The sequence below is a fragment of the Jutongia sp. SJQ-6 genome, from assembly GCF_054161275.1.
Window position 1 is genome coordinate 2515484 of the sequence record NZ_CP195314.1, and the last position, 21916, is coordinate 2537399.

The 21916-nt window shown below is 42.6% G+C and carries 21 protein-coding genes and 2 tRNA genes; 16 read left to right on the top strand and 7 right to left on the bottom strand.

Translation table 11 applies throughout. The features are described from left to right. Positions 1-16 precede the first annotated feature (16 nt). Positions 17-1588, top strand: a complete 1572-nt coding sequence (locus ACSAJE_RS11555) for an alpha-amylase family glycosyl hydrolase (RefSeq protein WP_458009154.1) — start codon at positions 17-19, stop codon at positions 1586-1588. Here the strand turns inward: ACSAJE_RS11555 and ACSAJE_RS11560 are convergent. Continuing rightward, positions 1585-2028: a helix-turn-helix domain-containing protein gene (locus ACSAJE_RS11560; protein WP_458009155.1), complete on the bottom strand. Its 444-nt coding sequence runs from the start codon at positions 2026-2028 to the stop codon at positions 1585-1587. The genes ACSAJE_RS11555 and ACSAJE_RS11560 overlap by 4 nt on opposite strands. 194 nt (positions 2029-2222) lie before the next feature. On the opposite strand from ACSAJE_RS11560, the gene ACSAJE_RS11565 reads away from it, so the two are divergent. From ACSAJE_RS11565 to ACSAJE_RS11580, 4 genes are all read left to right on the top strand, one after another. Continuing rightward, positions 2223-2483 carry a hypothetical protein gene (locus ACSAJE_RS11565; RefSeq protein ID WP_458009156.1) on the top strand — a complete coding sequence of 87 codons (261 nt, stop codon included), beginning with the start codon at positions 2223-2225 and terminating at the stop codon, positions 2481-2483. Between the two features lie 9 nt (positions 2484-2492). After that, positions 2493-3533 carry a serine/threonine protein kinase gene (locus tag ACSAJE_RS11570; protein ID WP_458010072.1) on the top strand — a complete coding sequence of 347 codons (1041 nt, stop codon included), beginning with the start codon at positions 2493-2495 and terminating at the stop codon, positions 3531-3533. 206 nt (positions 3534-3739) lie between these two features. Continuing rightward, the gene (locus ACSAJE_RS11575) at positions 3740-4642 is read left to right on the top strand and encodes a hypothetical protein (protein ID WP_458009157.1); all 903 of its coding nucleotides are present in this window, start codon (positions 3740-3742) and stop codon (positions 4640-4642) included. An 84-nt stretch (positions 4643-4726) separates the two neighbouring features. Then, the gene (locus ACSAJE_RS11580) at positions 4727-5131 is read left to right on the top strand and encodes an MFS transporter (protein WP_022024250.1); all 405 of its coding nucleotides are present in this window, start codon (positions 4727-4729) and stop codon (positions 5129-5131) included. 173 nt (positions 5132-5304) lie between these two features. On the opposite strand, the gene ACSAJE_RS11585 is transcribed toward ACSAJE_RS11580, so the two are convergent. Continuing rightward, positions 5305-5544 (bottom strand): Veg family protein, encoded by a 240-nt coding sequence (locus tag ACSAJE_RS11585; RefSeq protein ID WP_118690988.1) that lies wholly within the window; start codon positions 5542-5544, stop codon positions 5305-5307. Between the two features lie 258 nt (positions 5545-5802). Here ACSAJE_RS11585 and ACSAJE_RS11590 point away from each other — a divergent pair, with 258 nt between their 5' ends. From ACSAJE_RS11590 to ACSAJE_RS11600, 3 genes are read left to right on the top strand one after another with little or no spacing between them, the layout of a single operon-like run. After that, on the top strand, positions 5803-6474 hold the full coding sequence (locus ACSAJE_RS11590) for a 3'-5' exonuclease (RefSeq protein ID WP_118690987.1): 672 nt from the start codon (positions 5803-5805) through the stop codon (positions 6472-6474). Positions 6475-6533: 59 nt separating this feature from the next. Next, on the top strand, positions 6534-6869 hold the full coding sequence (locus tag ACSAJE_RS11595; RefSeq protein WP_022026061.1) for a hypothetical protein: 336 nt from the start codon (positions 6534-6536) through the stop codon (positions 6867-6869). A 15-nt stretch (positions 6870-6884) separates the two neighbouring features. After that, positions 6885-7748 carry a hypothetical protein gene (locus ACSAJE_RS11600; RefSeq protein WP_022026060.1) on the top strand — a complete coding sequence of 288 codons (864 nt, stop codon included), beginning with the start codon at positions 6885-6887 and terminating at the stop codon, positions 7746-7748. A gap of 83 nt (positions 7749-7831) precedes the next feature. Here ACSAJE_RS11600 and ACSAJE_RS11605 read toward each other — a convergent pair whose 3' ends face one another. Next, positions 7832-9925 (bottom strand): lectin like domain-containing protein, encoded by a 2094-nt coding sequence (locus tag ACSAJE_RS11605; RefSeq protein ID WP_458009158.1) that lies wholly within the window; start codon positions 9923-9925, stop codon positions 7832-7834. Between the two features lie 514 nt (positions 9926-10439). Here ACSAJE_RS11605 and ACSAJE_RS11610 point away from each other — a divergent pair. After that, on the top strand, positions 10440-11288 hold the full coding sequence (locus ACSAJE_RS11610; protein ID WP_458009159.1) for a DUF368 domain-containing protein: 849 nt from the start codon (positions 10440-10442) through the stop codon (positions 11286-11288). Positions 11289-11403: 115 nt separating this feature from the next. Next, on the top strand, positions 11404-12531 hold the full coding sequence (gene ytvI, locus ACSAJE_RS11615) for a sporulation integral membrane protein YtvI (protein WP_458009160.1): 1128 nt from the start codon (positions 11404-11406) through the stop codon (positions 12529-12531). A gap of 568 nt (positions 12532-13099) precedes the next feature. Here ytvI and ACSAJE_RS11620 read toward each other — a convergent pair. Continuing rightward, the gene (locus ACSAJE_RS11620) at positions 13100-13990 is read right to left on the bottom strand and encodes a VanZ family protein (protein ID WP_458009161.1); all 891 of its coding nucleotides are present in this window, start codon (positions 13988-13990) and stop codon (positions 13100-13102) included. A gap of 403 nt (positions 13991-14393) precedes the next feature. Here ACSAJE_RS11620 and ACSAJE_RS11625 point away from each other — a divergent pair. The 3 genes from ACSAJE_RS11625 to ispF all read left to right on the top strand — a co-directional run bounded on the left by ACSAJE_RS11625 (position 14394) and on the right by ispF (position 15231). Next, positions 14394-14466 (top strand) — tRNA-Val (locus ACSAJE_RS11625). A gap of 36 nt (positions 14467-14502) precedes the next feature. Next, positions 14503-14576, top strand: a tRNA-Met gene (locus ACSAJE_RS11630). A 118-nt stretch (positions 14577-14694) separates the two neighbouring features. After that, on the top strand, positions 14695-15231 hold the full coding sequence (gene ispF / locus ACSAJE_RS11635) for a 2-C-methyl-D-erythritol 2,4-cyclodiphosphate synthase (protein WP_022026055.1): 537 nt from the start codon (positions 14695-14697) through the stop codon (positions 15229-15231). An 82-nt stretch (positions 15232-15313) separates the two neighbouring features. On the opposite strand, the gene ACSAJE_RS11640 is transcribed toward ispF, so the two are convergent. Beyond that, positions 15314-16336 carry an Ig-like domain-containing protein gene (locus tag ACSAJE_RS11640; protein WP_458009162.1) on the bottom strand — a complete coding sequence of 341 codons (1023 nt, stop codon included), beginning with the start codon at positions 16334-16336 and terminating at the stop codon, positions 15314-15316. Between the two features lie 255 nt (positions 16337-16591). Here ACSAJE_RS11640 and ACSAJE_RS11645 point away from each other — a divergent pair, with 255 nt between their 5' ends. After that, positions 16592-17803, top strand: coding sequence for an NADP-dependent isocitrate dehydrogenase (locus ACSAJE_RS11645; protein WP_458009163.1), 1212 nt, complete (start codon positions 16592-16594; stop codon positions 17801-17803). Between the two features lie 22 nt (positions 17804-17825). Continuing rightward, positions 17826-18680: an MYG1 family protein gene (locus ACSAJE_RS11650; protein WP_458009164.1), complete on the top strand. Its 855-nt coding sequence runs from the start codon at positions 17826-17828 to the stop codon at positions 18678-18680. Between the two features lie 205 nt (positions 18681-18885). On the opposite strand, the gene ACSAJE_RS11655 is transcribed toward ACSAJE_RS11650, so the two are convergent. Further along, positions 18886-19734 carry an Mrp/NBP35 family ATP-binding protein gene (locus ACSAJE_RS11655; protein WP_118691318.1) on the bottom strand — a complete coding sequence of 283 codons (849 nt, stop codon included), beginning with the start codon at positions 19732-19734 and terminating at the stop codon, positions 18886-18888. Between the two features lie 419 nt (positions 19735-20153). On the opposite strand from ACSAJE_RS11655, the gene ACSAJE_RS11660 reads away from it, so the two are divergent. Further along, a complete protein-coding gene (locus ACSAJE_RS11660; RefSeq protein WP_458009165.1) occupies positions 20154-21338 on the top strand; it encodes a DUF6128 domain-containing protein in 1185 nt (394 codons plus the stop codon). Here the strand turns inward: ACSAJE_RS11660 and ACSAJE_RS11665 are convergent. Next, a complete protein-coding gene (locus ACSAJE_RS11665; protein ID WP_458009166.1) occupies positions 21335-21892 on the bottom strand; it encodes a GNAT family N-acetyltransferase in 558 nt (185 codons plus the stop codon). The two genes, ACSAJE_RS11660 and ACSAJE_RS11665, sit on opposite strands and share 4 nt — an antisense overlap. Positions 21893-21916 lie beyond the last annotated feature (24 nt).

Genomic DNA, 21916 nt, shown 5'->3' on the forward strand with positions numbered 1-21916 from the left:
GGTAATAGGACTGCAGATGTACAGTAAGAAAGGTAAGGTTATAATGATGACAAAGAGAAAACAACCGGAATGGCTTGACAACGCTGTGTTTTACGAGATTTATCCGCAGTCTTTCCGCGATACGAACGCGGACGGAATTGGTGATATCAATGGTATTATTGAAAAATTGGATTACATTCAGGATCTGGGGTGTAATGCGATTTGGATCAATCCATGTTTTCAGTCTCCGTTTGGAGATGCGGGTTATGATGTAGAAGATTACTATACAGTGGCACCGCGTTATGGAACCAATGAAGATCTGATACGTTTGTTTGAGGAAGCGCACCGCAAAGATATGCATGTACTCTTAGACTTGGTGCCGGGACATACTGCGGTAACGCATGAGTGGTTTAAGCAGTCTATGAAAGCAGAACGTAATGAGTATACAGATCGGTATGTGTGGACAGATTGTATCTGGGTAGAACCGACAGGAATGGGAAGTATTCGTGGCATATCCGATCGTGACGGCTCTTGCGCTGTGAACTTTTTCTCGCATCAGCCGGCGCTGAATTATGGATTTTATCAGCCGGATCCGGAGCAGAAATGGCAGCAGCCGATGGATGCAGAAGGGCCGATCGCTACGAGAGAGGCTCTAAAAGATATCATGCGTTTTTGGCTGGATGCAGGCTGTGACGGTTTTCGTGTGGACATGGCGGGATCTCTGGTGAAAAATGATCCGGAAAGCAAGGGGACGATTGCTCTTTGGCAGAATATTCGTGAATTTTTGGAAGAGGAATTCCCGGATGCAGCAATGGTATCAGAATGGGGTGAGCCGGATAAGTCTTTGATCGGCGGTTTTCACATGGACTTTTTGCTTCACTTCGGACCATCTCATTATAATGATCTGTTCCGCTGCGATCATCCGTATTTCAGCAAGGATGCTAAAGGATCTGCCAAAGAATTCGTTGCTGCTTATCAGGCGAACTATGCGAAGACAGATGGAAAAGGATTGATCTGTATTCCGTCCGGCAATCATGATATGGATCGTTTGGCAAAGAACTTGGACACGGATGAATTAAAGGTGGCATTTGCATTTCTGCTTTCTATGCCGGGAGCACCATTTATTTACTATGGGGATGAGATTGGCATGCGTTATGTGGAAGGCTTAACTTCTGTGGAAGGTGGATATGGAAGAACCGGTTCTCGTACACCGATGCAGTGGGATGACAGTTTGAGTGCCGGATTTTCAGCAGCTCGTAAGGATAAATATTATATTGCTCTTGATGAGAGCGCAGACCGTCCAAATGCGAAAACGCAGTCAGAACAGGAAGATTCACTTCGCAGTGAAGTAAAACGTTTGATCGCATTTCGTAAGGCAAATCCGGCGTTGCAAAGCAAAGGAGAGATCTCTTTTGTATCCGATGATTATCCGTTGGTTTACAAGCGCACTTCAGCAGAACAGGAGATCACGGTCATTATTAATCCGGGAGCAGATGCCGTGACAGTACCTAATGTAAACGGAAAGGTATTATATACCGTTGGCGGTTCAGCTGTAGTGGAGAAAGGCATCGTTAAAGCGGATGGATGTACGGCAGTATTTGTCGGTTAATGCTCGGTGCTAAGAGGTGATAAATGGTACTGAAATAATTCGTCATTAATGCGATCTATGTCATATTCTTTGTTGTTGATATAGGTCGCAATAATGATATCTCTTGTATCTTTTGCGTATAGATCGCGGTGGCCATATTTTTCAAGCAGCCGTCTTGTCTGCTTGCGATCTGCATGGACGGCGATACATAAGAGCAGAACAACATCGCGGGACGGATTTCGTTTGGTCCCATTTAGAATGTCATATACATAAGATTTGGATAATATACCACGGCAGCGATGCACAACGTCAGCAATGGCAATGCCATGTTCGGCGATGTATTCCGGGAATGGAGCTGCGGCTGAAGCGGTTGCAGCAAATTCTTTGATGTACGCACTCATGTCCTTTTTGTTGATGTTATTAAGAATATCGAGTAGTTCGGTTGTTGGTTGTTCTTTCATAGGTTCCTCTTTTCCACTACAATATATTTATGGTTAATATTACTTACAGCCAGAAAGGAATTATCCATTTTGTTGCTATAATTTATCTAATATGATATTTTAAAGGAATGTGTTAGAAAATACAAGAACCTATGCAGTAAATAACGGAGCGCACTATGCAATGAATGATAGTGTAGTATGCAGTGGATGACAGGGTGCACTATGCAGTGAATGACAGAGCGCACTATGCAGTGGATGACAGGGCGCACTATGCAGTGAATGACAGAGCGCATGATGGGAGGATAACATTGACGTTGGAAGAAAAATACCAATTATCGTTATATGAAAAAGTCACCCGGTTAAGTGATGATAAGCAGATATGGCTGGTAAAAAATATAGAGACGAATGAAATCTATGTGCGTAAGGAACTTCTATTATATAACTTTGAAGTATATGCACAATTAAAAGAAAAATAATTTGATAATATTCCAAAGGTTATAGAGTGTGTGGAAGAAGAAAATCGTTTGATCGTGATCGAAGAATATATACATGGAAAGACGCTGGAGACTGTAATGGAAGAGCATGGAGTATTATCGGAGGAAAATGCGGCGTTTGTTATCCGATCGCTTTGTGATATTTTGCACAAGCTGCATGGCAATCTACCGCCGATCATACATCGTGACATCAAGCCATCGAATATTATCTTTAGCTCTGATGGAGTCGTAAAACTGATTGATTTCAATGCGGCAAGAGAACTCCGTGCGGAACAAAATGAGGATACCAGACTGATGGGCACAAGAAGATTTGCAGCACCGGAACAATATGGTTTTGGGCAGTCAGATCCTCGTACGGACATTTATGCGCTGGGCATCACGTTCTATTATATGCTGACCGGTGATTATCCGGACAGCGGCAAATATGCCGGCAAGTACTATGATATCATCACCAAATGCATACAACCTGCCAAAGAAGATCGTTATCCGACAGTGGATGAACTGCGGAAAGTCATTCAGGAATGTGGAACGATCGCCGGATCGAATAAACGGACGAATAATCTGTATAGCGAATTGGCTCCCAAACGTAAATTAGCTGCACAGAATAGATTTTACTCGGATGCGTTAGACTTTATAAAACGTATCGTACAGTTTGCATTACAGCCCAAAAGTACAGACAAACAGCTTGCACTTGGATGGCGCAGGTGGCTGCCGGTTGGATTTCGGACAGGAAAAATATGGAAAATGCTTATTGCAGCTCTTGGCTATGTAATAATTTATGCACTTTGTTTTTCCGGTACGTTTACGGATGCGGACAATGCGGCATATACCGGTTTTACATTATGGGCATTTCGCATTGACGCTTTGTTAATGCTTCTTGGTTGTGTCGAATTGATAGGAAACTATGGCGGGGTAATGGATCGTTTGCCTCTCATGAATAAAAGCAGACTGCTGTATATGATCATGACGGTCATTTATACGATAGTATGGTGTTTCTTGATCATAAGCATATTAGCACTCGTTGTTTCTTGATCATAAGTATATTGGCATTCGTTGTTTCTTGATCATAACCATATTAGCACTCATTGTTTCTTAATCGTTTGACAACTCACGCTTATTCCGCTGTATAGCGGACGAAAAATAGAATTATTTCATGTAAAATCAGACTATAAGCCGGCACAAATAATTAAAGCGTGCCTGATAGTCTGTTTTTTTGTCAGGCAGGAGAAAGGATGCGTATGAAAGATAAAAAAAGCGGTTTTTTGATCTTTGCCGTTGTAATAGTAGCTGTTGTAGTTTTAGCAGTGACTTGTAGCGGTGGAAGTGATAAAGAGGAGAGTAACAAGGAAGCAAAAGGGAGCAGCAAGACAACGACGGAAAGTACATCGGATCAGACTACTTCTAAAACGCAGACAACGGTGACCAAGGGAAATGTTTATAACAAGAAAAATCTGGTGATTGATGTTGATAAATTCGATGATGCAAACACGGCGATCTGGTTCCGGCTTCAGAACAAATCCAGTGCAAATTGGACAATTTATGCCAGTGCATATTCGATCAATGGAATTATGACGAATAACAACATGTTTGACCTTGATTGTGAAATTGCCAAAGGAAAGAAAGCAAATGCAAAACTAGAGCTTGATACAGATTTTATGGAAGACATGGGAATGAAAGATATAGAATTTGTGGATATCAAATTTCAAGCAGTAGATTCTGATGAGTATACTTCGTTTTACACAGATGTGATCCGCATTAAAACGAATAAGTTTCAAGGCAGGAAAGTGGTCAAAACCGGTAAATCGATTTATAACAAAAACGGCATTAAGATCGAATACCTGGGAGGCGACGGGGATAAATATCAATTTGCCGTTACGAATACGACTGGAAAGTATCAGGTTTTTGATGTTGAAAACATTACCGTGAATGACTATACATCGTCAGAAACAGATTTTGATCTTGTTAGTATTCCGGTATTTGATAAACAGCAAAACATAGTCACGATAGATTTAAGCCAAGGCTTTTTGACTGACAACAATATTAGCAAAGTAAAAACGATCGAGTTTACATTGGATGTCAGACCGAATGATGATTATATGAAAGAGTACAAAACAGGAGTAGCGAAGTTGACACTTAAGTAAACAGGTAACAGGAATAGGAAGTTGAAAATAGCCTGAACCTTACGATAAAAGGTAAGCATATCATGGAAAGGAATGAAGGAGAATATGGATAATAAGAGAAAAGGCGTGTGGAGTAGTGGAAGGTTGACGATAGGGATCATTTCCATTGTTTTGTTCTTGTTTATTGCATTACAGTCTTGCGCAGTAGGGGTAGGAAATGCATTGCAGGAGAATAATTCAACCAGCGGCAGTTCAGGGTTATTATGTGCATTTGTATATCTGGTCGGTGGAATTTTGGGAATTGTGATGCGTAACGCAAAAGGGATTGCGGGACTGATCGTAACTGCTGTATTCTATTTGCTTGGATTTTTGATGAGTCTTGCTGATCGAGGAGAATTTGGTGATTTAGCAATCTGGGGCGGATTAAGCCTGATCCTGGCAGCGTTTTATATTGTTTGTGCGATCAAGACCAGACAACGCAATGCAGACAATGACGGTGAGGCAATATAATTTGTCTCAGATAGTATGATGACAGAATACATATAAAAAGAAGATACCGTATTCATCACAAAGTGTGAATCGGTATCTTCTTTTTGTATTGTCATTAATAATATAATGCATGGATCAAAAGAGTATTTGTACCTACATCATAATATCAAAATAATATTAGAACACAGCGATCCTTAAATCAACTGCATCTGGACGTCTTTTGTGAGTACATCTGTGTAGCTGAAAGAAATCTTCTGTGTGGTATCGTCGAGCTTATTCTCTACTTCCACCAGAAAGATACTTGGGTAGGTTTCACGGATGATGCCCTCTGTCACATCGATCTTGTGGCGCCCGCGGTTCGCACGGATCTTAACTTTATTTCCGATGTTTTGGTCTACGGAGGATCTTACCCGGAGTATGTCTGCCTGACTCATATAGCACCTATACCTTTCTATAGTGAGATTATCTTCTCAGAATCTTTAGTCCGAAAATATTACTAACAGTATGAAGATCGAACTTGTCCCAAAAATAATCCATTCAATTGACAATAACATTATAACATAATTTTGATGTTACGTCAATTTTTGTGAAGTTGTTAATGCAAAGTGTATCGCTTTGTGGTACAATAAAAAGAGGCGGTATTACCGCATGAGAAGCAAATTCGATCATCGAACAGAAGGGAAGTGTGTCCGGTGAATCATATCATGATTGATTTGGAAATGAACAAAATTGATAAACAACAGCGAGGTGACATAAAGCTCTCCAGTGAGTTAATAGAGATTGGCGCAGTGAAGATGGATGATCAGTTTGAGGTTATTGATCAGTATCAGACATATGTTGCTCCGGATTATGGGGCGATGGATCATCGGATCATAGCGTTAACCGGCATTACGGATGATAAACTGGTAGGGGCACCGCGGTTTGCGAAGGCGATGGATGATTTCGCTGAGTGGATCGGATCAGAGCCTACCTGGTTTTATTCTTGGAGTATGTCGGATATCCGGCAGTTTCAGACGGAATCGACATTTAAGGAGTACAAGGGACCGATCATTGCCCGTATGGAGAGTCATTGGACGGACTTTCAAGAAGTATATAGTGAGCTGTTAGGAATTAACAAGAAGATTAAATTGAAGCAGGCAGTTACGGCAGCAGATTATGAGTTTACCGGGGCGCAGCATACCGCCTTGGCAGATGCGGTCAATACGGCGGAAATATTGCGTTTATCCAAAGATGCAGACAAGTTTGAACGCGTTATGAAGCCGGTTTTGGACTTGTTTCGTCCGGATAAGGATCAACCGACTTTATTGGATATGTGCCCTGAGTTTTTTGCATCTTTTATGGAGGAGTCAGCCGGTTCCGAGTGACTGCGTCCTTTTGGAAATATAAAGACAGCGGCAAATAAATCAAAGAGTGGGAGGTATGTATGGTAAGAAATAAATATTATGTAGTACGCAAGTTGGCGGATGTCATATATGCACTGCCGGTAGGACAGGGAATTGTCAGAGATTATCCGGTCATGCAATTGGGGGCGTTGGAGTATGATATTGTGCGTAAGATCGATCAGGATGAAAATCCACGTAAGGTATTTGATGAATTAGCAATCAGTTATATGATCGCAGAAGAACAGAGAGATTCTTTTTGGGAGGATTTTTGCACAGCGGCAGAAGATCTGGCGAGCTGTAATATTATTCAAAATTATGTTGTGAACGAAAAATTGAACAGCAGAACGAAAATGAGACGCATCAAAAGGTTTCGATAGAGGGAGGATACGCCAATGAAATACTGCATTGGAGATACCGTTGTTTGCATTAATGTGGAGGAACAGAATCTGCATTCTAATTTTCAGGCATTCCGATGTGATGAAAGCGAAGAACCGCAATTGACGATTGATATCGTGGAAGAACCGGAAATGACAATGAACATTCAAATGACAGTTGGTCAGATCATGCTGATGGAATCGGAAGAAATCGGTGTGTTTGAGGGAGCTATGGGAATTGATCTGCTCTATCCTAAGAATGTACAGTTGACCAGTATTGCAATTGCCAAGGGCTATCGCAGTGCCAAAGTATATGTGGTACAGGATGCAGAGGGTAAATGGAAGGAAGAGTTGTTTTTGGCATTGCGTGACGTTATCTATCTGGCATTGGAGCAAAATGGACGTTTTGTATTGGATTCCTCGTCGCTGCTTGTTGATGGCCGCGGTGTGATTCTTGCGGCAGATCCGAATGCAGAATTTGCGGGGATCTGTCAGGGAAAGCAAATTGGAAAAATCTTGAACGATTCTGCGAATATTATCGGAATTTATAAAGAAAGATTATATTTATACGGAACGCCTTGGTGCAGTCCTGAGGCAGTACAGGCAGAGCGTGCACCGTTAGGTGGTATTGTATTTTTGAAGAAGTCGGATGCCGGCGCAGTTACAGATTTGCCGGAAGATAAAAGACAGCTTCTGATGTTAGTACACTGCAAGTCGCCGTTTTGGCGTGAGGGGCTTTTGGATCAATGTCTGAATACGATCCAACGTGTGGAACCATCTGTGTGGATCCGACAGTTGGAATCGCATGCAGATGAGGCCGCAGCTGATGTATTGAAGCCGGCGCTTGATACGATAGAGAATGACACCGTGGCAGAGTATTAATGTCTACACACCATGATCTAACGTTTATGGCAGATGATGTTCGGTTGGCATAGTGCGGCAGAGAGGGAGTGCCCAGGTTATCACTATTTGACGCGAAGTTTTAACTTGGCTTTATGGCGGTTATAGGTCATCACTGTAATGGTTGCGGTCCCTTTTTTGCGCGCATAAACGATCCCACTTGAGGATACCTTCAGCACTTTTGGATTTGATGACCGAAAAGTTCGTTTTCGGCTGGCACTATGTTTGGAAAGTGCAACCTTCAATTGTAGAGCAGAGCCTTTTTTCAGCACTTTTTTCTTCGCTTTCAAAGCGACAGAAGAGGGTGCTTTTTTTACGACAATTTTTATGCGTGCCTTGACATCTTTGCCATAAGCGGTAATTGTAGAGGTTCCTCGTTTTTTGGCACGGATCTTACCTCTTGCAGTTACAGAAACTATTTTTTTCTTACTGCTTTTATAGCGGACCTGGCTTGCGGTAATGTGTTTTAATGTAAGAGGAAGCTTTAAGGTCTCTTTCTTCCCAACAATAATTTTGGCAGATCGAAAGGAAATTGTCGGCTTTGGCGTTGTGTTTTTGGCAAATGCCTTGATGCAGACGTTATTTTGTCCTGCCGCAGAAGTGTCTACCCAGCTATTCGCAGTAGGCGAATAATAAAAACTCTGCCCGGTTTCGCTGTTGTACAGCGATTGCACACGATTAGTAGAAGCGCCTGTCCCTTCAATCGGCAGATAAGCCTCTGTGTTATTTCTTGAATGGTAGGTTACCACAACAGAAAATGAAGAGCCTCCTGTGAGTGCTGCCGGTTTTGCGAGTGTGATCGTGTGAAAGCCATTGTAGGGAATGGATGCGGTAGTGGTACTTGCCTTGACAAGTTTACCGCTTGTCGGGTAGCCGGAAGTAACGTTTTTGTATATTTGGATCGTTACATTTTGGGCGTCGGTGATCGTATAGATGCCTACAGCCTTAAGGCTTTGGTTGTAATCTGAACGGACACGAAAGATATTAGCCCCTTTCGGACTTGTAGTATCTGGGATCGCACTGCCCCATCCAAAACCATCGTATTGATAATTTGTATCGTACTTTGTATTTTTTTCCAGCTCGAAGGCGTAGACATCACAAATAGACGGTTCTTCGTATGACAGCCAGAAATATCCGTTTTCATCGGTTTTGCTGCCATAGCTGTTGGCAACCAGCCACGCACCGTCGGATTTGGGGCGATGACTGCTTGGAAAATTCAGTCTGGAGTAGTTATCGTCCCAGCCAATGATCGTTACGCAGTGATTGGAGGATTTTACAGCGGTAGAACCTGCATATGCAGTCTGGTAATAGGTGGCACCGGCAGAACCCTTGGAAGCGTAGGCCGTGTTGTAATACATTCCGGCCGCTAGTGCGGAAGTGTTCATGAGTGCATTTTTCCAGGCACTTGTTGGTGCAGCATCATAACAGGTGGCATTTTGCATATGATAGTTTGAGCGATAGCGGAGAACTTCCCCGCTTTTTTTCATTTTTTGTGCCATTGCACTGCGTTCTGCCAATGTATCAGCCTGGAAAGGTGCAGTGGATTCTGATACTACGCCAGACCAGCGTGCTAATGTAAATAAAGCGATCAGGGATGATCCGCCCCAGGTATAGGCGGCATCAACGTTTGAGGAAATTGGATAAAAGCCGTCTGTGATCAGCTTGTCACCGCCACGTTCGGATGGATGAAAAGCAAACCACGCCAAATGATTTTCTGAAAAATCGGCATGATTTTTTGTTAAGAAACCTTTGCGAATGGCATTGGATTCTGCTGATTTGAGAGTGCCAAATGCCCAACATGCCCCACTATTTCCTTGATCTTTGATGGAAGTGATAACTCCGGAGTCTCGCAGATCGTATGAGTCTGGCAGTTTGCTGTCTCCTTTTAAGGCTGACCGGATCGGAGCTGTCAGTCTAAAACTCTGGAAAACATCTGATGCTAAGTCGGTAGAAGGACTCTGTGTTAGTGAATCTGACTGCAGCACAGTGTGATTTTGTGTTAGCAGGTCTGATTGCGTCGAAGTGGTATTTTCCGTCAGGGATACCTCCTGCTCATTTTGATCCATAAATCGAAAATGAAGGAGTTTGCTGTTTGGATTTGTGATAGTGTGTGTGATCACGCGTCTGGTCCAATCTGTTTGTACATTCTCCTTTGCCATTGTCGGACGAGGCGACATAGAAAGTACAAGGGAGATCAGTACAAACAAGCATATGCTTTGACGCCAAAGGACGTTTTTTCTGTGAATTTGTATATATTTCAATGTTATGTTCCATACCTTTCTTATAATGGGCTCCTATAGGTGTTTGCCGGATAAAGCCGACAGGTGTTCGTTACAGGCAAGATACAGAGCCATCTGTATTGATACCTACTACATCATTATGATGCAGAGCCATCTGTATTAGTACTTACATCATTATGATACAGAGCTGTCTGCATTAGTACTTACATCATTATGATACAGAGCTATCTGCATTAGTACTCACATTATTATGATACAGTATTATTTGCTTTTGCCCTGTGCATCTTATTATAGGAAGTATTGAGCACGGTTGCAACTGCTAAACGGTGTCGCAAAATTCATAAATTTTTAATGTATTACTAATTGTAACTGCCTGTTTATTATAGTAAAATGTGTCTGTGACAAAAATTTGTTGAAATTGTGGAGGAAAGAAATGAAGTATATTAAAGACATATTAAAAGGTATGTTGATCGGTGTGGCAAATGCCATTCCGGGAGTGAGTGGCGGAACCATGATGGTTTCGATGGGAATCTATGATGACATTATTTATTGTGTGACACATTTGTTTTCACAATTGAAAAAGAGTTTGAAAATCCTGTCTCCATATATTATCGGTATGGCAGTTGGAATTGTTGGTTTTGCATATATTATTGGATTTTTGTTGGAACATTATGGATTTCAGACCAAGATGGCATTCATCGGTCTGATCTTAGGCGGTCTCCCGTTGCTGCTAGGCAAAGTAAAAGGCAAGAAAAAAGGGATATCCCATGTTATTGTATTTTTAGTATTTTTCCTATCTATTATATTAATGCAGTATTTTGGCGGCGAAGGCAAGGAAGTGACGCTGACGGTAGGAATCATTCCGGCAATCTTACTGTTTATCGTAGGTGTGATCGCATCTGCAACAATGGTTATCCCTGGTGTGAGCGGGTCTATGATGCTCATGATCCTTGGTTATTACAACCCAATCCTCTTAGCAGTCAAAGATTTTACGAGCGCGCTTGCAAAGGGACAGTGGCACACGATTTTGCAGTTATGTGGATCATTGATTCCATTCGGACTTGGCGTTGTGATCGGTATTTTTGCTATTGCTAAGATGATCGAAGTGCTGCTTAATAAGCAGGAAACATTGACCTACACGGCTATTTTGGGATTAGTAGCTGCCTCTCCGGTAGTAATTCTCATGCAGACACCACTGCTTGGACTTGGTGCCGTGACTTGGATTTCCGGTTTTATCATTTTAGCAGTTGGATTTGTATTTGCTTTAAAATTGTCAGATTAGGTAACAATGTTATCATGTTCTCTGTGATGATTGGGCAAGACATGGCTGTATGCTTTGCCTTAATATAGAGGAAGAGAAACACTATTTACGGCAAAGAAAGAGGGGGAATGCAGTTATGTCAGAAGAACGAAAGGTTTTGCATCAACGGATCGTGGTCAATTTAGTAGTGACTCTAGCAGCACTACTGGCAGTTTTCTTTTTGGGACCGAAGCTGTTTCGATTTTTTTTACCAATCATCATAGCGTGGGTCATTGCTATGATTACAAATCCGTTGGTTAGTTTTTTGGAAAAACGGATCAAGATCATGCGTAAGCATGGTTCCGTGATCGTTATTGTGCTTATTTTGGCGGCTGTTGCAGCGCTGCTTGTTTTTGGCATACGAGAGATAATTTTGCAGGTTAGTGCCTGGGTTGTTGATCTGCCGGGATTGTATCAGACGGTACTTCAAAACATTAATGATTCGCTGGCAACTTTGCACAGCAAGGTTCATTTGATACCATCTGATGTGGACAAGCTGCTGCCGGGAGACAACGGTAGATTAAATGATTATATTTTGAAATTTTTGAATTCATTGACGGACAGTCCAATGAAAACAATGAGTTCCCTAGCTGGTTCCGTTATTGATGGACTGGTGTTGTCGATCTTGACGATCATGTTAGCGTATTTCTTTGTCGCTGATCGACAAAAGATCAAGGATACAATTTTGAAATACACACCATCGAGTGTTAAGCACATATGGGATGTATTTTGTGATGTTATGCTGAAAGCCGTTGGTGGATATCTGAAAGCATGTTTTAAGATCATGTTCATCATGTTTGTTATTTTGTGGTGTTTTTTTGCGGCACTTCATATTAAACACGCGATGGTAATCGCGGTGATCACAGCACTCTTAGATTTTCTGCCTTTTATTGGTACGGGAACTGTGATCATGCCGTGGGCGGCTTATTATTTGCTGACCGGTGGATATGTTCATGCGGCAGTATTGATAGTTGCTTATTTTGTTACAATGATCGTTCGAAGATTGATCGAGCCAAAACTTGTGGGAGACAGTATCGGGATCAGCCCATTTTTGACACTGTTATCTATGTTTATCGGCTATCGCTGGATCGGAATGCTTGGATTGATCATCGGTATACCGGTCGGCATGATCATCAAGGCACTCTTTGAGCAGGGCGTATTTGAAAGCCAGATCCGTGGCATTAAAATCTTAGCCAAAGACATTAATGAGTTCCGCAAATATTAGTACAACAAAATTCCCATACCGAACATTGTTTTATGACCACATATTGCTTATTATGTCAAAGAATACTAAGAATTTTGCAGCCACAACATCGTGGTTTCTGCCGACAGAGAACTATAGTAATTGCCTTGCCGCATTTACGTTTTTGAGTGATTTCTAGATTTTGTTGTCTCTGATGATTGATTTACATGCCCTTCGGAAACTTGAAGTCCCGGAAGCAAGGTAATCATCATTTTTGAAAGGGACTTTGCGCTCGTCGTTACTTATGTCTCGTATTTTAGAGACATTAAGTAACGTGACGTAGCGCATCGTAGCGGAAGCGTCCCGTCCAAAAATGGATGATACCTTGCTAAACCGGGACATCTCAGACAATCCTTCGGGCATGTATTCATCAGAGACTTAACAAAATAAGAAATCACTCAAAAACTCTGCGTTCTGCGGCAATTATCTTAGTTCGCTGCCGTCAGAACAAGTCAGACTACTGGCTGCAAAATAGTTTATTTGTTGCTGACATAATAAGCAATATGTGGTTTTGCAATAACTTCCGGTATGGGAAGTTTGAATAATATTGTTATTGCTGTGGAAAATTGGAGTCAATAAAGTTGTTTAAGTTAATCTGATTTCTTGGGGATAGAATGCTGCGTCCTGCAAACGAACGGAAAATGCCATTCATTGCATGGAACAACAGTGTTCCGATCAGGATTCCTAACAATGCCAAAGTGTAATCGTCAATCTGTCCGCGTCCCAGTCCACTGACTGCCTGAGAAATTTCCATAGCAGCAGGAAATGCAAGATACAAAAACAGGCGGAATATATAATTCCATTTCAAGAAGTAAGCACAGATATAATAGCCGAACGGAATATAGAGACACACTGCCTCTGCTAAATAACAAATAAGCGGAAACAGATCAGAACCATTTCGCAGTGCGGATTCCAGATAATTACCGGTTGCCATAAACGGTACAAAGTTCTGTGCGCCAAAGGCAGGCTCTTTGTAAGGCGGAACGATCGGTGTAATGTAGTATTGCTTGATCAGTGCCAATATATAGAATACGAGCAGCACTATACTCATTTGGATAAAGAAACGTCGGTACCCCTCGAAGTGCGGCGTTGTATCATACAGATCGCGGATGGAACAGTATAGAAATGGTGTTAACCAGTTTACTAAGACGAGCAGTACCAGATAAAAGCTGTAGTGCAGCCACGGATTCGGCTGGATACAGTATACGATTACCGCATAAATAAAGGCTCCGATCGTCATAAATGCAGCGTGGAGCACATTATAGGAATAGCTAAAGGATGATTCCAAAAAAAAGTGTGATAATGCGAGAGATACTAATACTGCAAATACGATCGACCATATTGGTGATGGCAAAAAATAATATAAAAATCCCTCACAGATCAGCGAGAGCAGTGCCAGTAAAATAACGAGACTGCTGATGTTTATGGTACGTGCATTCATAAAGTTCCTCCATTCTGCCATCTGTTGACGGCAATGTGTTTTAATCTTTGTTCTGTGAAAACTAATTGCGGCTAAGTAATTGCTATAGTTTCTTGATGGCAGGACTCACTATATAGCGGCTGCAAAATATAATTAGACCATCACATAATAAGCAATATGTGATTCTTATAGCAACTTCCGGTATGGGATGTTTTAGTAAGCCACACTTTTTTATTATACGAGAAATGATGAAAAAATTCAATTTCTCCCATGGAATAACTCCAATTGACCTTGCAAAACATGTATTTTCCAAGTATAATGAAACACGGCAAAGGGATGGATGGACAAACTTGGAAAAAATTAAAAAAAAGCTTGACAATACAGAAAAGGTTTGATATATTATACAAGTCGCTTGAAATTGTACGGGATCTTAGCTCAGCTGGGAGAGCATCTGCCTTACAAGCAGAGGGTCACAGGTTCGAGCCCTGTAGGTCCCATTAGACTGTATCAAGCACAGTCATTTATTTTAATATGGCGGAATAGCTCAGTTGGCGAGAGCACATGGTTCATACCCATGGTGTCAGGGGTTCAAATCCCTTTTCCGCTACTAAATGAAGAGCAGGTATAATTGATATACCTGCTCTTTTTGTTAAATCAGGAAATAGCAGAGAAGGAGTGCGATAAAGCAAGATAAATGCTTTTGAAGCATTAGTAGGAGGATTACTATGCGCGTTGGAATGGGATATGATGTACACCGTTTGGTAGAGGATAGACCGCTCATCTTGGGCGGGGTAGAGATCCCATATGAAAAGGGATTGTTAGGACATTCAGATGCTGATGTACTTTTGCATGCGATTATGGATGCTTTACTCGGTGCGGCAGCACTGGGAGATATTGGAAAACATTTTCCGGATACAGATGCTGCCTACAAAGGAGCATCCAGCATAAAGCTGTTAGAGCATGTTGGCAAGCTGCTGGAAGAAAAGTGCTATATGATTGACAATATCGATGCAACGATCATTGCACAGAAACCTAAAATGAGAGATTACATTGATACGATGCGAAAAAATGTTGCTGATACGCTGGGGATTGAGCTTGACCAGGTTAATATTAAGGCAACAACAGAAGAAGGACTTGGATTTACCGGAAGTGGAGAGGGAATCTCTTCGCAGGCGATCTGCAGTATTTCTTCTTATTATGAGCACATGGTAAACAATGCCCCGGCAGGATGTGCTTCCTGTGGCGGCTGCGCAAGAAACTGACCGGACAATAACAGATTTATGATGTTGCCGTCAAAGGGTATGTAGTCCCTGGCGGATGCCATGGCATATTCTCTGCATCATACTATTTTACGGTGATCTTACAACTAACTGTGGTACCGTCCTCTTTCACTTTGATCGTGGCGGTACCTTTTTTGCGTGCGGAGATCACACCTTTTTTGGTGACAGATGCCACAGAAGAGTTGCTACTGGAATAGGTGGGTGCATTGCCGGAAGAAACTTTGGCAGTCAGTGTTTTTCGTTTTCCTTTTTTAATTGTTAATTTAGAAGCACTTAATTTGATCGTGGGAGATTTTACGGTTATTTTGCAAGTTCGTGTAACGCCATCTGCCTTGACGGCAATGGTTGCCGTGCCATGTTTTTTGGCAGTCACTACTCCGGAATCCGAGACAACAGCGATACTCCTAGCGCTGGAAGACCAGGTCGGAACGGTTTTGTTTGATATGGATGCCCGCAGTGATATGTTCTGACCGCGGAATAGTGATGCGGCTGTTTGGGATAGAGTGATAGTTGGTTTAACAACGGTAACTTGACAGTGCTGTTCTGTCTGATCTGCTTTGATCGTAATCGTTGCACTGCCGGGTTTGAGTGCGGTGATCAGACCGGTAGAAGAGACCAGTGCGACACTTTTTTTATTGCTGCGGTAAGTTGGGACACTGCGATTTGATGTCCTGGCTGTCAATTGGAATGTCTGCTGCTTTTCCAGTGAAAGTGCCGTTTTGTTGAGGGAGATTGTCGTTGGAACGACTTGAATCTGACAATAGGTTTCGGATTTACCGGATTTCACTTTGATCTTGCAGGTGCCGGCTTTTTTGGCAGTGATCACTCCATATACATTGACGGAAGCGATGGAGGAGGCCGAACTGGTAAAGGAAGGGTAGCTTAGGTCAGAGGTGACGGCAGACAAGACCATTTCCTGACCGATCTTTAACGAAGAACGATAACTGGATAAAATGATAAACGGAGATGCAGCACCGGAGTGGCGGACCATAGCAGGGGCGAATAACCCTGTAAGCAGTGCGGCGATCAATACCATAATAAAGAAAGTGCGGTTGACAGATGTGTGCTTGAAAAATTGTTGTTTCATTTCCATAAATACCTCATTTCTGCGCATGAAAACATATCTGATCGGGAGTAGAACGATAGCTGCGCCGGTTGCTGTGTACGATAGGAACAAAAGAATGTGAGGGAAACACTCTTGACAATTAAAAGATAACATGCTAATTTGTACTTGTCAACACATATGGCAATAAAAACATTTCACAAACAGACTCATTTGTGCTATGATTGTGAAGTAAAATTTGTGAAATTACAGGCACAACAGTAAAAGGAGGATAATGCAGTGGACAAAATTAAGATGACAACCCCTTTGGTAGAGATGGATGGAGATGAAATGACCCGTATTTTATGGCAGATGATCAAGGATGAACTGCTGCTTCCATTTATCGATCTCAAGACAGAATATTACGATCTTGGTTTGGAGTACCGTAATCAGACAAATGATCAGGTTACGATCGACTCTGCAGAGGCAACGAAGAAGTATGGCGTTGCAGTAAAGTGCGCAACGATCACACCAAATGCTGCTCGTATGACAGAGTATGACTTGAAGGAAATGTGGAAATCACCAAACGGTACGATCCGTGCTGCATTGGACGGCACTGTATTCCGTGCACCGATTCAGGTAAAAGGCATTGAGCCGTGTGTTAAGAATTGGGAGAAGCCGATCACGTTGGCAAGACATGCATATGGTGATGTTTATAAAAATACAGAGATCAAGGTGCCGGGTCCTGGTAAGGCTGAGTTAGTATTTACCGGAGAAGATGGCAAAGAGATCCGCCAGACGATCATGGATTTTGATGGTCCGGGAATCATTCAGGGTATCCATAATAAAGATAAATCTATTGAGAGCTTTGCCCGTGCATGCTTTAACTATGCATTAGATACAAAGCAGGATCTTTGGTTTGCAACGAAGGATACGATCTCTAAGATATACGATCATAATTTCAAAGATATTTTCCAGGATATTTTTGATAAAGAATATAAGGAGAAATTTGATGCTGCCGGGATTGAGTATTTCTATACATTGATCGATGATGCCGTAGCACGTGTTATGAAGGCAAAAGGAGGATTTATCTGGGCATGTAAGAACTATGATGGAGATGTTATGAGCGATATGGTATCTTCTGCATGCGGTTCTCTTGCTATGATGACTTCGGTATTGGTATCTCCATCTGGCGTATATGAATATGAGGCAGCGCATGGAACAGTACAGAGACATTACTATAAACATTTGAAGGGTGAAGAGACTTCTACTAACTCTGTAGCAACGATCTTCGCTTGGACCGGAGCACTGCGTAAGCGTGGTGAGATGGACGGCATTCAGGAACTGCAGGATTTTGCAGATAAATTAGAGGAAGCGACACTGGGTACGATCGAGTCCGGTAAGATGACGAAGGATCTTGCTCTGATCACCAGCCTTGAAAATGTGACGGTATTAAACAGCGAAGGATTTATTAAGGCAGTTCGTGAATCGTTAGAGCAGGAATTGGCATAATAACAGCTAATGGAGGATTTCTATGAAAGAGCCATTTTTTCAATGCAAGACAGCATTGCCGGACCAGGCATTCACGCATGGTGCGAAATTTCATTCAGATGATGTATTTGCGACAGCATTTTTGCGATTGATCAAACCGGAGATTCAGGTAACACGCGGTTTTGAGGTGCCGGCAGATTTTGACGGCATTGTGTATGATATAGGACGCGGCCGTTTCGATCATCACCAGGAAGATAAGGAATACCGTGAGAACGGATGCCCTTATGCTGCTTTCGGACTGCTATGGCGCGAATACGGTGCACAGTGCATTGGTGAGGAAGAGGCAGTGCGTTTTGATGAGTCTTTTGTGCAGCCGTTAGATGAATCCGACAATACCGGATGTCACAATGTTTTGGCGTCCATTATTGATGAGTTTAATCCTTCTTGGGATTCCGAAGAGAGTTATGACGATTGCTTTTGGCGCGCTGAGAAGATGGCGGAGGAAATCCTACGTAACCATTTTGAGGCGGTAGCCGGTATTGTACGTGCGGCATCGCTGGTTCGTAAGGCAATGGAAGAAAGCAACGGCAGTATATTGATCCTTCCGAAGTTTGTTCCGTGGAAGAAGGAAGTGATTGGAAGTAGTTATCAAATGGTGGTATATCCGTCGAATCGCGGGGGATATAGTGTGCAGGGAGTTCCGATAGAACATGGTGATACGGCACTGGTATGTGCAATGCCGGAAGAGTGGCGTGGTAAAGACGCACCGGAATTATCGCAGATTAGTGGAATCGCTTCGCTTCGTTTTTGTCATGCAAGTGGTTTCTTGGCAGCAGCAGATACGCTGGAAGGAGCGGTACAGGCTGCACAGACTGCAATTGCACGTAAGGAATCCTAGATATAATATTTGTAAGTTTGCGAAAGCTGCTGGAGCATGCGGTAATCTGTAATAAAGATTAGAACAATAATGAAGGCACCTCTTGATCATATCTACGAATATTGCGTTTTATACGCATTGTTCGTCAGATATGATTAAGAGGTGCCTTTTTTGATACCGTAATCTTAATAAGAACTTTTGTATTTATTTTATTTCTTATTTCACGTTATTTTGATTTATCTGGATTTTCTGGAATGGCTTCAATTGCGCTGATCGCAACATCCAGCCAATTACCCTCCAGATCTTCAACAGCACCAGCGTCACTGGCTGCCGCAATGGAAGGAGTCATAGGGATGCGTCCGAGTACCGGCAGATGGTACTGAGTAGCAACATCATCGACATGGCTTTTGCCGAAAATTTCGATTGCTTTGCCACAGTCCGGACATTCCACGTAACTCATATTTTCGATGATACCAATGATCGGAATATTCATCATTTGTGCCATTTTAACAGCTTTTCCTACAATCATGGATACCAGTTCCTGTGGGGATGTTACAATGACGATGCCGTCAACAGGGATGGTTTGGAATACAGTCAAAGGAACATCACCCGTCCCCGGAGGCATGTCGACAAACATATAATCGACATCTTTCCACACTACATCCTGCCAAAATTGTTTCACCGTGCCGGCAATGACCGGACCACGCCAAATAACCGGATCTGTAGCATCTTCCAATAACAGATTAACAGACATCACCTGAATGCCGGATTTGGAAACAACAGGATATATTGCATGCTCGTCGCCCGTAGCTTTTTCGTTGATGCCATATGCCTTTGGAATAGAAGGACCGGTAATGTCCGCATCCATAACAGCGGTATGGTAGCCTTTTTTCTGGAAGTTAGCGGCCAGCAAAGATGATACCATAGATTTGCCGACACCGCCTTTGCCACTAACAACGCCGATCACTTTGCGAATGCTGCTCTCTGCGTGCGGCTTTTCTAAAAAGCTCTTTGGATCTCTTGATGCACATGCCTCTCCGCAGCTCGAACAGTCATGATTACAATTTTCACTCATTTCATATCCACCTTTCTGTGAAATTAGTTGGGTATAATACCGTTTGACCCTAACATACGATTATAACAGTGATGAGAAAAAAAGTCCATCATTCAAACAAATCAACTATCAGAGATGTAACAAAATAAGAAATCACTCAAAAACTCTGCGTTCTACGGCAATTATCATAGTGCTCTGATGACAGAACAATTTAATGTATTGGCTGCAAAATATAATGAAATTCTCGACATAATAAGCAATATGTGGTTGTGGAGGATTTGAGGTATGGGAAGTTTGCGTAAGTAATATGCAATGCGACAGCAGCTTCGTATAAGCCAAATCTGAATCATGAAGTAAATGAACGATTTTGTTCTAACAAGCTTTCCATATACATATAGTGGTACAGAAGTATAGAAACAGGTTCAGAAATGAGGAAAAGAATGGGTCGTTATGAGCGAATGATTTGCTATTTGTATGAATATCAAGATGGACACAAGGGAGCCAATGTTGGCTATGTCAAATTGGAAAAACGCGGTGAACAGTGTCGGGTGCTGATTCAAATGCGGAGAGCCGACCTTGCCACTCTGCCACAGGCAGCATTGTTTCAGCAGGAAAAAACAGGCGTGCTGCTAATACCCATTGGCGTCATGAGAGATAATAATGGCAGTATGAAGGGGCAGTATGAGGGAAATGTGGACAATCTTGCAGGTACCGGGCTGTCTCTCGACGATGTACATGGAGTATTGGTTTATGTAGAAGAAGGACATTATTTTGCATCAACATGGAATTTGGAACAGATCGATGCACGGCAATTACGTTGGTGGCAGGGGGATCAACATGAGGATGCAGGAAAAGCAGAGGCTTTACCTGAGGGAGGCAGCGAGACATCACAAGATATGGTTGTTTCATCGGATAGAAGCAACGAGACACCGCAAAACATGGTTATTTCAGCGGATAGAAGCAGCGAGACACTGCAAAATATGGTTGCTTCAGCGGATAGAAGCAGCGAGACACTGCAAAATATGGTTGCTTCAGCGGATAGTAGCAACGAGGCACCGCAAAACATGGTTGTTTCATCGGATAGAAGCAGCGAGACACCGCAAAACGAGGTTGCTTCATCGGATAGTAGCAACGAGGCACCGCAGAGATTTGCGGATCATCTTGCCTCGACGCAGGCAGGGATTTCCCGGAAACCGGAGAATGCTTCAATGGAACGTTGCAGTCGGTCGGCGGAGGTGACAGGGCAGTCAATCTGCGGAAGCTGTCCATTTCAGCGCAAAGAATTGGACTATGGCAAAAAAATGTTGCTTACTTTTCCGGTGATGCGTCCGTTTGGGGAACGTTATCCCGGACAATGCGTGCGAATAGAGCCGCAGGATATTGGATGTTTGCCGATGAGAATGTGGTCCCTTTCCGGAAATCCGTTTTTAATGCAGGGATATTTTCAATATCGCCATTTGATCTTTATGGAATGGGAGAAAGGATATGTCATCGGTGTTCCGGGCATCTATAGTAACATGATGCAGTCGAAGGCGGAGAATGCCGGATTTCGTGAATTTATTGCCATCTGTGGACAGAAAAACTGTCGCGGAGCTTTTGGATATTGGCTGATGCCCCTGGACTAATCTTCCGATGAATCCGGTACTATGTAGGTGTAGAGGAGATGATCCCGGTATTGTCCGTTTATTTGCGCAAATGAATGCAGATAGCCTTCCTGAACAAAGTGCAGATGTTCTAGCAGTCGGATAGAGGACTCATTTTCCGGGAGAACCATCGCTTCGAAACGATGCATTTCATAGTGTTTTGCAACCAAAGGCAGCAAAAAGGCAATTGCCTCCTGCATATAGCCGTTGCCAGTGGCGGTTTGATCCAGTTTGTATCCGATCATGCATCGATGAAAGGCTCCGCCCTGAAATTCAGAAAAGCAGACACAGCCAATCGGGATATTGCTATTTTTTCGAAACATCCAGTAACGAATATGTTTTGACTTAAGGAAAGCATTGTATTCCCAAGTAAGATTGCGGGATTGATAGGTAATGGTGTAAAAATATTGTGGACGCAGAGGCTCTACCGGCTCTAACGTATTACGGTTTCGTTCATAAAAATCCAAAACGGCTGACGAACTGTCCGGCTTTAATATACGCAATTCAAGTCGCTCTGATTGATAATAGGTTAACATGATAACAATCCTCATTTCTGTCTA